Here is a 17,372-nt window from a genome sequence, read left to right on the forward strand (position 1 = left end):
TATGAACGCTGCATGATCACAGCACGCGCAGATATCACCCTATTCTAGCGCCCGCAGAATGGCGGGCGGCTTCGAGCTGTTCGCCACGCGATGATCCCCCATCCCCGCACTGTCTCTGACGCCGCCACCAGACATGAAAGGTAGGCATTACGGAGTTAAAGACATGATCAATTGGTATACAGCAGACCCCCATTTCGGGCACGAGAACATCATCAAGTTCTGCGACCGCCCGTTTCGCTCAGTAAACCACATGGATGCAGTTCTGATGCAGAACCTCTGGGCCATGGTCGGCCCCAAGGATGCGCTGTGGATCGTTGGTGACTTCGCCTTTGGGCAGAAGGCGAAGGACCGCGAATGGCTGACCAAACTGTTCTCCAAATTGCCCGGCGCGGAAAAGCATCTGATTGTTGGCAACCATGACCTGGAGCAGACACTGGCATTGCCCTGGAACAGTACCTCTCACATGGCGGAAGTTAAGGATGGCCCTGACAAACAGATGCACACCCTGTGCCACTATCCCATGATCACGTGGAACCGCGCCCGACGCGGTGCGCTCCAGATCTTCGGCCATGTGCATAAGAACTGGAAAGGGTCCAGCAACAGCGTCAATGCAGGCGTCGATGTCTGGGATTACATGCCCGTTCGGTTTGAGGATATCGCACGACGCGCCAAATCGCTGCCAGCGAACAAACACTGGCAGGACGTCGAGCACAATGCGAGGGGGTTCTGAGATGTTCCGATCTTATACCCGAGGCACCCATGCTGTGAACCTAACTAAGTTGGCCATCATGTACGATACCCCGCGTTCGAACAGAATTGATGACGAGCCCAGACTGTCGTTCGACGTCTTTTCCTTCGGCTAGCTTGAGTATCGCGAACGTAGTTGGATCCCCTTGCTTGCTTAAATCAAATGTCAGGTTTGCCGTTTTCACCTCCAAATAGCTGATTTACTTTGATTGAGTATCGACCGCGACATCCTCGCCACAAAACGAATGTTCCGATCAGTAATCCGAGGAAGCGAATTCGCAATACTTACGTTCGCTATCACAGCAACTATTTGCATGGTTCGGTCCTATGACCAGCCCGACAGATCAAAAACCGCGCGCATCCGTGCACCGCTGTGGTGATAGCCAACCGTACGAACGTTTGGTGGACCAGCCGTGCTTGTTGTTTCGTCATTCTCCTCCTCCGCCGCCGCCATTTCATTCTCAACAATACTCGGCACCAACTTGCGGGCTTGTTCTTCGAGTGTGTCAGGATCGGCCGGCTCGAAGGCTTCGACTTCTTCGACCTGTATTTTTAGGCCGTTGAAATCGCCGAGAATCTCTTTGGGAATATTCAACAGCCAGGTCCCATCGCCGCGCGCTACGAACGCGGCTTTGACGACGACACTCCCAGCTCTGAACTTGTCGTCTTCCTTTAACCTGAAGAAACGCTTTCGGGCCTCGGGGTTCTCTCTAGTGATCGGGGCGAAATCACTCGGGCCTATGACACCGGTGTCGGCATCAAGCGGCAATAGCAGGTGGCTGTCCCGTCCGACGGCGGATACGGGAAGTGGTACAGTCTCGCGGAAAGCGCGCCCATGGGGGTCCGTCCCTTCGCGGAAGACGGTAACCTTCATACGCGGCGCGGCTTCAGCCCCATGTACCATGTCGGATGCGTCGGCCATATGCGCAATTCTCGGGTCGTCTGGAGGGTTGCACCCTACATCCGCGAACCAAGAGTCTAGGTTTTCTGGTTGGTCTTTCAAACCCAACTCCGCCTGAAGCGCATCGCTGATCCGGCGGCGATAGAATGTCGGACCGCAGAGCCGCACGCGAATGCCATTGCCTTCCTCGGGCGCAATTCGGCTGATATCGGCTATACGCTCCGGTAGGGGTTGGACGAACTGCCGGACCGGCCGCGAGCATCGGAGTTCGGGTCGCGTGTGGGGCTGATAGCGGACGAGACCAAAACGCACGAAGGTCTCGGCAGCCTCGCTGTCTTCAAGCGTTACGTCGACGTACCATGTCTCCTTTTCAGGGTCGAACCTTGGCTGATATGTCAGGAGCGACACCATCATCGGGGGCGCTCGGTCTCCGGCGTTGCTTTCGGGTGCCTCGTCATCCGACAGAGGCATCTCTACCATGGTGACAAGCTCTGCCTTCTGAGGGTCTCCGTCTTCGAGATCGAGATCGGGGAAATCGCCCGGTGCAAACAGGATTTGCTTGTGGTGATTTCCTTCACGCACCGGGTCGGCACCCCGCCGCGAAACAAAGCGGCCACCGGGACCAAGATGGCTGTCCTCGAACGGCATCGGATCATCTGCTCCGTCTACTGCAGGACAGATAATGTCGATAAGCTTGCGTTTCGTCAGGCGGTAGTGGCTAAGATCGTCGAGGTCTATCCGGCGAACCTCTTTGCCGGTTTTTGGATCGCGAAGAACAACTTTGTTCTGTTCGATCAGTCGGTTGTCTTCTGTTGAAATCTGCGGCGGCCAGAGCACGATGCCAAGGCGTTCTTCTTCGCCTGACGAAAACCACTCTCGACCGAGCGGAATGCGGATGATCGAGCGGCGGTGGTGCATCAGCTTGGTGCGGGTCTTGTCGGCCTCCTTAGGCAGATCATGGCGGAATGCCGGAAGCGGTGCGCGGGCGTCCGGTTTGGCAGGACGCTTGGTGGCTGGGAGAATGACTTCGATCTCTTCGCTGAGCCGGCACTGTGCCTCCGCCCGGAGGTCTTCTCCGGCGACAAGCTCACCGACATCGTGATGCAGGCCTTCGGAGGCCACCCAGGGGTCCCCCGCCCGCAATTGGCGATCTGCAGTGCGCATGAATTGCCCGGCGCGCGGCAAACCGTTGACCCAGACCGACATTCGGCGCGCCTTGCCATCAGGAAACAGGTGGCGTTCCGTGATGCGGACATCGCCGATATCGCCTTCTTCGAAAAGCCTGCGAAGACTGAGCTTCCGGCGGCAGGAATTGCTACTGGGACGCGGTAGGTTCTCGGCGCGCAAAAGCGTGACTTCGGCGCGATCAAAGGCAATTTGACCGCTGGGATAGACGTGGAATCCGAACAGGCTTTGAGCGTCACGAAAAGCTTCCCCTTCGTGATCTGCAGGAACGCCAGTCGGTTTGTCGACCAGCGGCCACCATCCGGCGCGTCGGAGTGCCAACGATCGACCACGGAGTCGATCATCGAAAGTTGTCGATCCGGGGAAAGCCATCCGCGCGCGCACTTCGATCGTGTCGATTTGATTCAAATCGAGGGCCACGTCGCCGTCAAGGATCAGGTTGGTCGATCCCTTCGCCGCCACAGTGATTGGCGCGCCGTCATCGATGCAGACTGCATGCGGAATCTCTGAGATAGGCTCAAACGGTTGGTCCTTTCCGAACGCTCTATTCTCCCTCTCAACCCTCTTCCTCTCGTTCACAAGTTCGTCGAACGAGCGCGGACCGGCGGCAAGCTCGGCAGGGCGGAACGCTCGGAGGGGCTTTTCGGGGCCGTATTGCAGTGAGGCTGCGTTTGAATACGTGGCGCGCTTGAAGTGATCTGTGTTTTCTGCCGGGACGATTACGGGGGCAACCGTTGCACGGTTATTCGCATGGATCGCGCGCAGGCAGGACACCCCGGAAATCTCGGCTATCGGATGGCGGATCATGCAACGCCGCACGGCATTTGCGAGTTCCAGAAGCGCGGGCATTGTCGGCGCACCGATGCCACCGGGACCAAAGAAAACTTGCCCTGCGCGAACTCTTTGCAAATCGGCGATAAGGTCGTCCAAAATGTCTTCGGGCAGGCAAAGATTTGCACCTGTGCACATGGCTTTCAGGCTGGACGCTACAGCATTCTCGCCACGCTGCGCGAGATGGGTGCCAAGGGTCTGGATGACCGAGAAATCACGTGCAAGTCGTTTTGCGCTTGGTAAAAGCCACATCTCGACATCGACCCACTCGTGCGGGGCAAGTGTGAGGATCAGTTCGCGGGCGAGAAACCGACCTGAGGAATTGGTGCCGTCCGAATGTGATGGATTGAAGGACCTGCGCCCACGGTATGTCATAATGTCTTCAAGAGCAGTCGGAATCTGCTCGCGATCATTTCTGCGGTTCACGGTTAATAGCACGCGACGGCGGTCAGGATAGGTATTGCCGCTGATCAGATCGATGGGCGCTATCTCTTTCGTGTCGGGTTTAGCGGTTTCGACCATCGTGAGCCAATCACCCGATCCGCCCTGCAAACGCACACGCACTACAAGGGATTCGGCAGCGGGGTCAGGATAATAAGCGCTTTTCGGAGACGATCCGGCGGCAAAGATAGCGCCATCAAGGTCCTGCCCCTCTGCCAAAGCGGTATCCGCGGGGGCATCTTCGATCTCACGTTTCGAGAAATGCTGGGTGCCATTCAGACCTTTTAAATAGCTGGTCTTTATCGCCGGGAATCCCCCACCGTTTTTTTGTTGGCGGACGAAAGTAAGGCCACCGGTTGAAGTTGGCGTTTGCCGGAGATTGTCGAACACGCCACGTGTTGGATCTTCCGGGCGGCTGGTCGTTCCAGCGGTGTTGTCAGGACTACCCATATGTGCCGCGGCACGTGCAAGCGGGATCGACGGGATCAGGATTACGCGGCGGGCGGTTGCGGGCTGCCCGCGCGACGTGAAACGTTTATCCTTGGGGTTCTTCTCGTCCGTATCGACGCTTCGAACAAGCATCATGCCAAGTTGATCCGGCCCCATTGGGCCGTTCAGACGTCGCGCATGTCCTTCCGGCATCAGCACCTGCGGGGCCCCGATTTTTGCTTGCCGCAGAGCCCGGACGAAAGGTTGCACCGTCGGCGAGGTGCAATCTTCGCTATTGGTTGCGCAGGTCTGAACAGTCGACTTCATTCGCTCGGAGGGATAGTAAAGATCGGCGCGCGTATCATGCTGCCCTGTGTCATCCGGGAATTCAACCTCATCGATCGAACGTCCGCCGGAATAAACGGCAGCCAACGCAAACCGATAGGGGCGGCCATAACGCAACCGGGGAAGCCGATAGGCGTTGCCTTCGGGGATGCTCAGTTCCCGCCCAAAGATCAATGTGTCTGGCGTAGTCATCTCGGTGCCTGGCTGGACAGAGCATTCCACCCCCATGGGGCCACCATCCCAGACTGAAACGGCCTGCTCGAACACTGCTTCGGTGTCAAGCTTGCCGCCGCCATTCGGTGCCTCGGATTTCGGCAGCATACGACCGGGCACGTTAAAGGAAGCACTCTCAAGCGCCACCCGCTCGGGCGAGCCGAAGCGGCCGACCAAGTCCGACAGGATGTCTTCGATACGTCTAGTTTCTCTCCAATCGGGGCCAGTGGTGCCAAACTTGATCGCACGCGACATCATCGGATGCCATTTCGTGCAATCATTGCCAGGTGTTCCGACATATAGGCGGTAACCCATCGTTAAATCCTCGGCGTCGAGCACGATGGCAAGCCTATCCTCGACGACACATGCAGCCTCCGGGTCGTCAGTATCGAACTTGGCGTCGCGCGCGGCCATTTTCCGAATTGCCTGGGTACAAAGACCGCGGTCCAGCAGAGTCAGTCCGACATCCTGGCGGTCACCTTCGTCCACCAGATCGGTCGGATCGCTGGCTTCGTTTACGCCAGGTGGTAGCGCCTTGGTTTCAGTGGCGGATGCCCCTGGAGTTTCTGCACGGTTCTCTGTAGCCGATTGCTGGCCGACTTCCTGTTCTGTCTCGACATTTGACTGTTCGATGCTGCGACGCTGGAGTTCCAGCTCCATGGCCGTCCGAATGTCGAGGCTGGTGATATCGAACCGTGGCGTGTTGGTATCTGCGGCACTACCAGAGCCAAAGCCCATGACCATCAATCCCCCATATTGGCGTGCGGTGTTCTGGGCAGGTGCACCTTGGCCAGCAGATCGACAGTCCGCCTCTTCACGCGAAGCGGGCCAGAAGTGATAGCAATTCTCGCGCTCGGGTTCGGTTACGCGAAGCAACGTCCAGGGGCGCGGCAGGACGGACTCAACTTCATTCCCAAGCGTGTTAGCATTGAGATTTACGGAGAGATGAGCATATTCTCCCATCTCATCCAACGTTGCCTTGTGCTCGTCGTTGAGATCGAGTTCGAGGTCGATTGCAAGCATGGTTGCGCGCGCCAGCGTCGGAGTGGATTGTAGCGTGAAAAAGCTGCGTTGAGCAGCTTCTAGGCTCTTGTCGACTTTTTCACCTTGCGTCTGCTTGTCTTCATCGATCTTGGTTCGATATTGCTGCCAGTTGGCATAGCGGGCGGCGGCAGTATTGTCGTCGAAATCGTCTTCGCCATTAGCGACGGTGGCGGGCGTGACCATCGTGCCGGCCCATTCCGGACCATTAGCGGTGACGCATTGATCTGAAATCACGACGTTCTTGGCTTTGTTGTAAAGAGTCACAGAGCCTTCCCGGTCGGTCTTGAGATCTTCGAACAAGGCGGTGCGCTCGGCGATACGGCGTCGACGGCGCAACTCGGCGATCAGACCTTCGTTGGTAAGAAGGATGCGTTCGACATCTTTCGGCAGAAAGAGGCGACGTCCGCCGGGAAAGTTCTCGGGGTCCAGATTCGGAAGGATCGGAAGCCCATCGGAAAGACGCTTGCAGTAGGTGGCAAACGTCTCATTTACTTCGCGCGGCGGTTGTTTGATTATCTCATTGGCAAGTTCCTGATACTCTTCGTCGATGTTGTTCTTGATATCAGCGTCTTTCAGCACTTTGACAGATCGCTCAGATGACCGGCGCTTCAACGGATTAGGTGCGCGCTCAACGGCCTCCTTGCAGGCCGCCTTCAGAGACTCTGCAAGCGCGACTGCGCGTTGACCTTCCAAGGAAACGGCGAGGTCCGCATGACGGATGTCGAGGGCCGCCACAACATTCATCGTCTTTGCCTGACCGGCCGCTTCAGACGGCGCGACCTGACCGTCGGCCCCGTAAAGGGATGCGTCAGGCACCTTGTTCGCTGTTTCGACTGCGTTGTCTTCCCCCATCCCGTTGGACGTTACGGAGTTACTTCCAAGCGTTCGGGCGATACTTTCGCCGAGTAACTTCCACCTGTCGGCGCCGATGACGACATTGTCGCGGGCACCGTTTTCGTCGGCGATATCGTATTTCCAAAGAGAACCGACCCAGATGTCGCAAAGCGCCTGCAGGTCGCGCTCTGACGAGATATTTGCAATACTTGGCGCAGTGAATTTCAGCGCCCTGACGTCCCCATCACAGACCTTGCCCGAGCCTTGGCCAGACGGAACAGTAACGATCAAACCCTCGACACCGCCTTTCAAAAGCTCGTGCACTTTCGCAGGCCACTGGTCGAGGCGCACGCCCTCGGTTTTGGTATTCGACGACAGGATCTGAGGGGTAAGAAGAAGGGTCGCGCGCAGTTTGCTATCATCACATTGCTCAAGCGCGCAGCCGGTTTCGCTGGAAGGTCGGCGCGCAACTCCGTTCGGCACGATGCGTGCGTGGATGCGGACGCGTGGCATCGCGGCTGCGTTTGATTTTTCGGTCTTTGGGTCAGATCGCATTAGAACAGGTTCCCTGCCGGTTCGTCGGTGAAGTATTTGGCATAACCCCGCCAGTCGCGAGCCTGGCACGCGGTGCGGGTGTCGACACGCGGCACCTGATTGCTGAGTTTCTGAAGCGTGCCTGTGTTGAAGTTTAGATCAGCGACGCGGATACCGGCGCGTCCAAAAGGCATGTTGCGCAGGCTTGCCCCTTGCTGGCCATTGAAGCCTTTGGCCTCGCGTTTGAACATCACCACTGAGTATTCGAAATCGGCCAGCCCCATCGAGAAGGAGAACGAAAAAATCGCCTCTCCGCTCATGTTGCCGTTCACCATGCCCAGCCGCACCGAAAGCGCCGCTGCGAAGGAAAAGATCCAAATCTGCGCGGTACCGCCAACAAAGAAAGTGGCGCTGAGCTCGGTGAGTTTCTGACCGTTGTCGGCAATCGACTGGCGGATGTAGAACCCGGCCATCAATCGCCCCTGTCCGGTCAACGGTCCAAATGCAAAGACCGCCGAGCCGCCGAACTCGAAGGATGCCTCAAATCCCAGGATACCATTGGCATTGGCCTCGATCGCGAAAAATCCGGATCCACCGTAAGGCGTGTAGGTGATGGTGAAGGGGCTCATGCGGGTTGAAAGCGATGCTTTAAACCGCGCGTCCTTGTCTTCAAATGGAAGAATCGCCGAGGTCGCAAGCCCGACATTGGAAATCGCCATCGCGCCGACAGAGAAATCACCGAGGTTGAGGATGTAGCCTGCCTCGACCCCAAGCGGCGAGAACTGTGGCTCGAGGAAGAAACCCGAATTGCCTTTCGGGCTGAGGAAGCTCTGGAATTGCTGAACGAACTCCAACATCGGTCCGATCTCGTAATCGGAATACGAGATATCGAAATTCATCTTTTTACCGGTTTCAGCTGTGAACGTGGCACCATTAAACTTCAACGTCAGCGCGTCGAAAGCGTCGCCGACGAGCTTGACATCAAAGGCGTCGAGCCGGCCAACGGTGCGGGCGTGAACGGATGCCTTGTCAAATCCGAGATCGATTTTAATGCCTGCCTCGATGGTCAGTTTCGAGCCGGAACCCGGCGCGAATATCCCAGCGGTCGCCTGTCGGACCTTGTCCCCAAGCTCGACGCCGTAGCCATAGCTCATGTCAATTTGCGTGGGCACAAGGCTGAGTATGTAATCTTCGACCTGACCGCGCAGATCATTGAAATCGATGGCCGCAAAAAGATCGCCTTTGAGGAACTCGGCGACGATGTTCTCGATATTGCTTGCGATTTCCACCGGCGTTGGGCGTAGGACTTTCCACTCCTTGAGAAATGCCTGAAGGAAGGTATAAACCGGGTCCTCTTTGTTGATGGTGAGCCTCGGCGCACCTTCCGTCCCAAGAAACGTCAGCCAAGCGACGTCGCCCGCTAACCGATCATTGCCGCCATCAAGTTCTTTATCCCCACCTGGCTGGTAAGGTTCGAATTTCGGTGGATCATCGCGCAGCAATCGGCCGTCAGGCGGCACGAACAGTATGTTGTCGGCGCCCAGTGCAGTCAGTGTCTCGTCCTCTGCAATTCTGTTTCGGAACTCCAGAAGCTGCTGATAAATTCCAACAAGGCTGTTTCGCCCTTGCTCGCCAGTGAATTTGCCGCCGATAGGCGCAAGTTCTGGAAACGGAATAGGGATTTCGGTGGTCAGGATGGTCGTGATGGCGTCGTTCGCGAGCGTCACGACATCGCTGCTGACCTTCGTAAACAAGGCAGCGCCATGGTCGGCGAGGTCGTCCAATGCCTCTGTCAGGCGATCTTCGATTGCGTTCAGGACATTGATATTCGCAAGGCCCTGTTCCGTGGGTGATTGAAAAAACTTGAGAAGGTCGGTTGTTGGTCTTCCAACCGGTTCGATCTTCACTTCCGCCAGTGCCTTGCCCTTGTCATCGGCGGTCTGCACTTGTTCGAGGGCTATGCGTACGGCGCCGAGCCACTCAATGTATTCGTCGAGCAATCCAAGAATCTCGGTGACAGCGCCATTGATGTCAGCACCCAAAAGGGCTTCGAGTTGCACAATGAGCGCGGGCCTTGCCTGATCGGCACCCCGCCGCAGCATGGCCCTTGCACTTTCCAGCAACCGCGCGAGTTCGTCTGTATACGTCAGAAGAAGCGTGACGACCTGACCGGTGTAAGCGTTGGCTTGTTCTGTAAGCCTGGTTTGCAGAGCCTTCAGGCTTTGGATATGCGTATTCGCCGCATTCTCAATGTCGCTGCCGAAATCGGCGAGATTGATGACCGACAGGTAGGCATTTGCCGAGTCCTCCGCGACGGCAGCCGCCGCACCGACAACAGACGCGGTTTGGACCGTCGGGTTGTTCACCAGGCTTTCAACAGCTGCGAAGATGTCGTTGGCGCGTTCTATCAAGCGCATCATGAGCGTGCGTCGTTCATCGATCATCAAGCGGAAATCGCGGTGAAGATCATCCAGACCGGCGAGCTCGCCGATATTCTCCGGTTTGCAATCAAAATTCGCAAGTTTGTCGAATTGGCCGGCAAACCGAGCGGTTCGTGCGGCGTCGGCTTTGACATCCGCGACGATCGCTGCCAGGGATTGAGCTATGCTGTTGAGATCATTGAATGCCGCATCGACATTACCTGCATGTCCGGCAACGGTTTCCCGTGCCGATGCCAGCGTATTCTGTGCGGCTTCCGATCCAAGATCGGCAACTTTGGTATGGATCGGACCGCCGGGATTCAATTGCGTTTGGACGCTAGCGATCTCGTCATTTGCGTTCTTGACTTCGACGAGAAGAGCGCTGACCCGCGCCTGATAGATATCAATCTGGGTTGATAATTGCGCGTGTATGCCGTCCTCTCCGGGATAAATCGCCGCGACCACTTCCTTGAATGGTTCCAGCGTTTCCTTGCAGAGCCGCTCGAAGCCGGTCATCGGTCCGAAGTGCAGTTCAGCAAGCCTGACGAGGGCGTCGAAAGTCCTGTCAAAGTCGCCTGCCTCAATGCCGGCGACGGCCTGACGCACATAGCGTTCGGTGTTTTTGAAGAGGTTCCACTCGTCGCTGAAGCCTGTTTTTATCCAACGCTTCAGAGCGTTTCGCACCTCAGCCTCGTTATCGCCCTCGAATCCGGCGAGAAGATTGCGATACTCGTCCAATGCAGTCTTTGCTTGCCCTTGGGCCGGTTCGGGTAGTGCCGCAATCGCGCTTTGGAACGCCGTACTGTTGACCCGTTCAATTGCCAGTGACCGGATCTGCTGTGCCATCGTCAGATCATCGCCGAGCCAGCCCCTGACACTCTCCAGTGCATTCCGCAACCTGTCGTCGAGCGTTCGGATGAAATCCGCCCTAGTCTGATCTAGCAAGTCTTCAAGAGAGGATTGCCCACGATCCTTGATGAGCAAGATTATCATCAGTCGCAAAACGTCGCGTGCTTTGTCCGCAGTCGGATAAAGATCGTTCCACAGGTCTTGATCCACACCTGCGGGTTTTGGCGGCACCGCGATGATCGCAAGGAACTCGGGGCCACCGGTTTCCGGAATCAAAGTTGTTACAAGCTTTTGTGCGAAACCTTCGACCTCTGGGGGAAGTGTGTCAGTTTGACCTGAGACGTAAAGCGCAATCTTGGCGAATGGCGCTATGACGTCTTTGTCGTCCAAAAAGCTGCTTGCCAGTTCCAGAACCAGTTCGGCGCGACGTTCCTGCAAAACATTGATGAGTTCAAGGATGCCTTCGATCCCGCCGCGCAGCCCCGCTTCGATGCGATGGCCGGGGTCGGACGCGGCCCGGAACAGTGCATCAAGGAAGCGGCGGCCGGCTGCGAAAACCTCGCTGACCGCGAGCGTGAATGCGATGGCGTCGGCGGCGCCGATAGCGCGGGCGAGCGCGGCGTCAAAGGCGACAAGCGTGCAATGGAGGTCCGGAAAAATCTTTGCGAACGAAATATCGCCCAGAAACTTTGCAGGCACTTTGCCGGCGAAACTCGCGATGTCGCGGTCCAGTTTATTCCAGCCTTCGCGAATGTCGTGTACCGCCTCGGCAAGCGGAACGATCACCGTTGTGCGAACCAGATCGACCGTCTCATCCAAGGCCGAAACCGCATCGCCAACCGCATCGTCAACCTGTCCGATGGCTGATTGCACTTCCTTTGCACCGTATTTGGCGTTCTCGGCGAGCTCGGGCATGCCGCTTGATGGTGGGTCAAGTTTCTCGATGAACTCAAAAAGTTGCTTTATGCTGACGAGGCCAAGGATCTTGGCGTTGCCATCGACAATGTCGCTGTAGAGTTTCTGGGCGTCCTTGATCGTCTGCTCGATATTCGGATCGATAAGCACCGGCGTCGCCTTGGTGCAGAGCGACGGCAAATTCTCGGCCTTTGGTGCCTGCCCGTTCTCGGGCGTTGCTGGCACCAGTTTTTCGCCGATATCAAACGCCTTTGCGACGGACAACAGCCGGTCGCAGGCGAGAGGAATGGTCGGATCAAGCCGATCTGACCATGTCAGAACACCCCGGCTGCGCGACAACCCGACCACATGTCCAGAGGGGCGATAGATACCACCCGCGTTGTCACCCTTGTCGCCCATAGTCAGCTTGAGCTGGTCAACTAAGGCGAGATAGGTTTCAGCAACATTGCCTTCGACAGCATACTGAACCGGCCCGTTTGCGTTGGTGGAGGCCGGAAGACCGAATTCGACGAAATGCGCATCCGGCATGGCGCGCAGGAACCGGTTGTCCTTAACCTGCCCGGCACGCGCACCCGACAGCGGCCTTCCGATCAAGCGCTCAGCCTGGCGGACGCGGATTCGGCAGCATTCGAGTGCGGGGTAGAATGGCGGTTGATCAGCGCCTTGCAGAACCGGGTCGCTTCGGAAGATCGTTTCCTGCCGGGACCAGACACGGGCAGTCACTGTATCTTCGGGCTGCGACACGGTCCCTGACAAGCCGGTTGCACAAAGTGTCCAAAGCTGTGTTTCGGCGCTCGCACTCCCCGCCTCTTTTTCCGCAGCATAGCGCCTTTTGCCTCCACCCATATCAAGCGTACGGACATGAGTGATCGGGTCGAAGTCCTTTTGGTTATCGCTTGCCGACAGCGGGTCGGGTGTTGGTAAATCATTGTAGTAGGCTGCCAGCAGCTCCAATGTCTGGCGGTCGTTGGCCGCAACGTTGTCGACGAAGATCAGCGGCATGTCTGTCAAAGTACCGTCGAGGTCGAGTTCGAAACGGATATTGGCGTCGGGTAGCTTCGCTGTCCTCGGCCAGAAGACGAGCCCCTTTGCGCCTTGCGCCATCTGAATACGCCCGCCCGGCAGGGTAATCGCACCGTTGGTATCTCGGATAGGATCGTCCGACGGATCGACGATATCGGGTGTTTGGGTCGTCAGGTTTTTCAGCCTTTCGACCGGGAAACGGCGGCCCTGGGCGGGTTGCTTCAATGCCGGGAACAGTTTCTCGGCTTTCCCGACACGGATAAAGAGCCGCTGACGCAGGGCGGCACGGATCGCACCGGTGATGTCGATAAAGAACTCGCGTTCAGTGACCTGCACCAGCGAGGCACGTTGACCGATGGGCCAAAGGAACCCTTTGTAGACGATCTCGCAATGCACGTCTCGCCCGAGGTTTGTCCATTGCTGCCAACTCTCGACCGACGCGGCGTCGAATAAGGCCTCGCCATGACTGTCAAAGGCAGCGGCAAAAGGCTCGAAACTGCTGGCGTGGCGGAGAGTGCCGCCAATGGGCGTCAGCGACAGTTCGATGGTCTGAAGCGTGCGTGGCTCGTAAAGCGCGCTGCCGTGTTCCACGTCGGCAAGGCGATAGCGCTGTTCGGGTTCGGATTGCCCCGCATCGGCGACAAGCTGGCCGTTGGGCTTGCGACGCCCCAAAACGGGAAGGCCCCATACAGAACTGAGAAGGACCAGTTCGTGGCGCGCATAAGCATCAATGGCACCGCGAAACTTCATATCGCGCGCTTTGATGGCGGCGAGGCGTGCTTTTTCCCCCGATAGGTAGGCATAGAGCCTAGAAATCGCAGGCTGCGTGGGCAGCGGGTTTTCTAGGTTCTGCGTACCGAGGGCACGGGTCTGGGTCTCATGCGCTCCAAGATGCCACGGGGCGACGGGCCCACGCGGCGGTGCGCTTGCACCAGGAAAGCGTCCCCCCTCGGCGCTCGCAGGATAGACTTGGCCAGCGTTTGCATCGGATTGGAAGTTCTTGCGCTGGACCCGCGCCGCAAACACGTCGGGGCGCAAGTCGGGTGAGTGCACGGCACGTAGATTTGGGTCCACTTCGTCCACCAGGAAATCCGCCGACCATAGCGGCACGTATGGTTGGTGACCGAAGGTCGAAAACGGGCGGCACCCCGAGTTTTTGTTCACCTTGCTATCGTCTTTAACGGAGCAATATATACCATCGGGGATTTTGCCGGTCCGCGTGATAACCACGGCGTTCTGATCTGGCGACAACGTCAATCGCGCGGGGATTTCGATGGCCGTTTCTCGCAAGTGCGGAGGGTCTTTCAGAGATCTGGCGACTTCTCCCAAGCGCGTGCCAGAGGTAACGAACGGACCTGAGCTGAACTCAAGAAGGTCTAAACGCGCGCCCTGCGACAGGTCGAGGCGGCGGCGGGAAGCAAGGTCTATCCGTCCCGCTTCGCTTGGGCGATACACGGCCTGGGCACGGCGAACGACCGAGAGCTCAAAGTCGGAAAACCGCGTCAGACCGTCTAGGGTGAAGTCTAGCCGTTCCCTTACCTCCTCGGCCAACGCGTCTGTTGGGACATCGAGCGTTTCGACCCTGTTGCGTGCGACCGAGATTCCATCCCGGCACCGAACGCGGAACGCTAAACGCGAGGGGTTCGAGATGCGGCCACGGGCGGGTATATCGACGGGTTCTTTGCCCTTGAGCGCTTCAATAAACCTCGTCCTTGCGGCATCGCGATCTTCTTGGAGCGACTCAACGGTCAGTCCAATCTGGCTCATCCAGCGCGGGAAATCGTTTTGGCCGTCCGTAATACCTAGCGCATCGACGCTTACGATTTCAATCCGCTGCGGCGCCAGATCTGCAATATTCTGGCTCGCGCCTTTCAGGGTACGATCCAGAACCATGTCGCGATAAACGGTGCGGAACAGTTGGTAGCTCGGGTACAACGTTTCGAGGCGCTGCTCTAGCGCAAGTGCGCCTTCGAAAGTCTGATGCGCTTGCTTTATACGTCGCATCTCATGCGTCAGTGCCGCATGTTGGAGTGCATTGGCTTCTACATGGAGCGCTTTCGCCGCGTCCCGCACCCCTTCGAGGAGCCGATTTGCCTGATCCTCGAGCTGATCCCGGAAGGATTGACGCCAGGCTTTCTGCGCAACGCGCATCACGTCAGGGTCAAGCGCGTAGGGTCCGATGTAGACATGCTGATCCGCTGGTGCACCCGGCAAGTTTGCCAATCCGGCGGCGAAGCTTGCGGTCAGAGCTGCGAAAGGGCGCGGGGTCATTTTTCCTCCGGCCGGTTTTCCCTTGTCCTTCGCCAAAGCGGTGGATTCCTCGGCCGCGATTTTTGCTGAATTCAACGCAGTCCGAAATTTCTCGCGCGGGTCATCCAGTTTGAAGATGCCCAGAAGATCGACGACCTGTTGCCGGTCATTGGGATCAAGCACCCATCCATTGCCCTGCTCTTCCGCTGTCAGAAAGACCCGTTCTGTAGTGAATTTGACCCCCTCCGTCGTCCCGTTTCGCGCGACTGTCATGATCGCGTGCTTTTCGTCGCTCCCTGACGGTGCCTCGAAGATCACGTCGGGCAGTTCCTGAAGATTGGGGCGGAAAAATGCCTCCTCGAACAAATGCTGTCCGGGAAACTCGACAACCAGAACCGGGCGACTGTCACGCACGTCATGGCTGCCATCAAGTTCACGGTCAGTCGTGATCCGGCAGGAGGCATTGCGGCGCACCAGTTCTGTGCGATCGCGTTGCATCGAAAGGGCGAGGTCCCCAAAGCGGAAGGTCAACCCAAGAAGGTTATCCGATTTCGCCGCGATAAGCGCAGCGTCGGATAGATCGAATTGCGCGATCTCCGCAGCGTCTGAGGGCGCTGCAAGGCGGATATAGCTGGTTTGCGGCGGCGGCAACTCGCCCGGCGAGTAAAACAGTGTAAGCGAGGTGGGCGCAAAGGTTAGCCGGTTGAAGTCGGCGTCCGGAAGCGTGACGGCAGCTTCGCGCAACACGCCATTGATTTCGATCCAGTCGGTCCGTGGACGCCGCCGCGGGATGAACGGACCATTCTCGCGTCGGCCCCAAGAAAAGGTCGCTTGAACCTGGTCGCCGTGGCGTTGGCGAAACGGATCATCTGCGGCAACTTCAGCATCCCCGTTAACAGCGTCATCTTCAGGTGCTGGCCCACGAAATCCGATCGGACCGATGGCGCATTCGACCCGCCAGTGTTTGCTGGCATGGCCGGTGAAGTCGGCGCTAAAGCCGATATTGCCGACGCGTTCGGCGTAGTCGAAATCGTTCATGCGAGCGGGTGCATCCACCCGTTCCATCAATCGCCCACGAAGCTTGTTGAAGGGCCCGGCGGCGGCTTTTGCCGAACCCGTAACCTGAACCAGTGCCCAATCGGTAAGAAGCGAAGCTTCGGCGCGTAGTTGACCAGGTTTGATCTTACCCGCCTCTATTTGTGTGGGTTCCAAGATGCGAAACCGCACCTTACTGGTGCGGCGGGCATCGGGATCGATGTAAAGTGTCAGGCCGGGCGCTTCCCCCCTTCCCTTGAAGGCCAACGGCGCATCGCCCGGCGCGACGTTGGACCAGCCTACAAGTTCGAATGCCTCCATCGCGGCTGAAGGACCCGCACGTTCTTGCGCATCGGGTCCATCATCTTCGGCCGGGTTTTCCGGTTGCTCAGGAATGTCCGCAAGGGTTTCACCGCCAACCGGCTGCCACCGCATAAGGAAATTCGAAAGCTGAAGTTCCGGCGCCAGAGCGTTGAGAAAAACGCCGTCTCGGGCGACACGCCATGTTCCGAACTGGTCGAAAGACAACAAAACATTGCGGCTTGCGTCCCTGTCTTCGTAACCGACCTGTCCGTTGAAGACGAGCTTGAGGGTAGATGTGATCCGGCCTGCATCGACGAGCAGGTCGAAACCAAGCGGCGATTCCTCTTCGGTTCCGCGCGTAGGGGCTCGATCGATCCAGCGGTCGAGCCGCAGGAACTCTCCCACCTTTGCGGTGGCGTCATACCCTTCCGCCGGTTCCAACTCGAACCAGCGCTTTGAGGTGGGCGCGCTTCGCAACGACCAGATGTCCGTTTCCACGCGGATCGTGTAGACCCTTCGCATTGGCACGTCATCAACGGTAAGCTTCTTTAACCGCGCCGCAATGACCTCTCCCACCAATTCCGGATGCTGCTCCATGTCTTCGAAGAGCCTACGTCCTTCGGCATCCAATTCCAGATGCTCGTCAAAGATGAAATGGACCGTTCGTCCGGAGACCCGCCCATACGACACGTCATGCAACGTTACAGTATAGCGTCGGCGACCACTCTTTATGATCTGATTGCGAAACCGGACTTTCGTGTGGGGCCCAAATCGATCCGTCTCGATACTCCAGGTCGACCCACTTACCTGCTCCTCGTCGAGCGCTTCATTGCCGTTTTTGTCGAGCACGGCGCGCGATCGCCGTACTGCGGTTACACCCAATCGAGACCAGAACGCGCGACGATCCCGCGACAGCCCGCTCTGAATCGCAACCTTGAGTAATCCTCCGGTGTCGGAAATATCGAGATCTACGTGCTCCGGCTCGAGCACGGCAAGGTTGAATAAGAATTCAGCTTGAGCCGCGATTGGAACGGATATGGCAGCGCTAATAAACCCTCGCCGCGTTAGTTTGG

General features: G+C 57.7%; 3 protein-coding genes. 1 reads left to right on the plus strand and 2 read right to left on the minus strand.

Annotated elements, in window-relative coordinates:
• Positions 1-163 precede the first annotated feature (163 nt).
• Entirely contained in the window at positions 164-730 is a 567-nt protein-coding gene (locus GOW04_RS06970; protein ID WP_171231947.1) for a metallophosphoesterase, read from the plus strand.
• 342 nt (positions 731-1,072) lie between these two features.
• On the opposite strand, the gene GOW04_RS06975 is transcribed toward GOW04_RS06970, so the two are convergent.
• Both GOW04_RS06975 and GOW04_RS06980 read right to left on the minus strand, forming a co-directional pair.
• Entirely contained in the window at positions 1,073-7,483 is a 6,411-nt protein-coding gene (locus GOW04_RS06975; RefSeq protein ID WP_171231948.1) for a hypothetical protein, read from the minus strand.
• A 41-nt stretch (positions 7,484-7,524) separates the two neighbouring features.
• Complete coding sequence (locus GOW04_RS06980) at positions 7,525-17,289, minus strand: hypothetical protein (protein WP_171231949.1); 9,765 nt, start codon at positions 17,287-17,289, stop codon at positions 7,525-7,527.
• Between the last annotated feature and the right edge of the window lie 83 nt (positions 17,290-17,372).

The sequence above is a fragment of the Ruegeria sp. HKCCA4812 genome, from assembly GCF_013034245.1.
GTDB lineage: Bacteria > Pseudomonadota > Alphaproteobacteria > Rhodobacterales > Rhodobacteraceae > Ruegeria.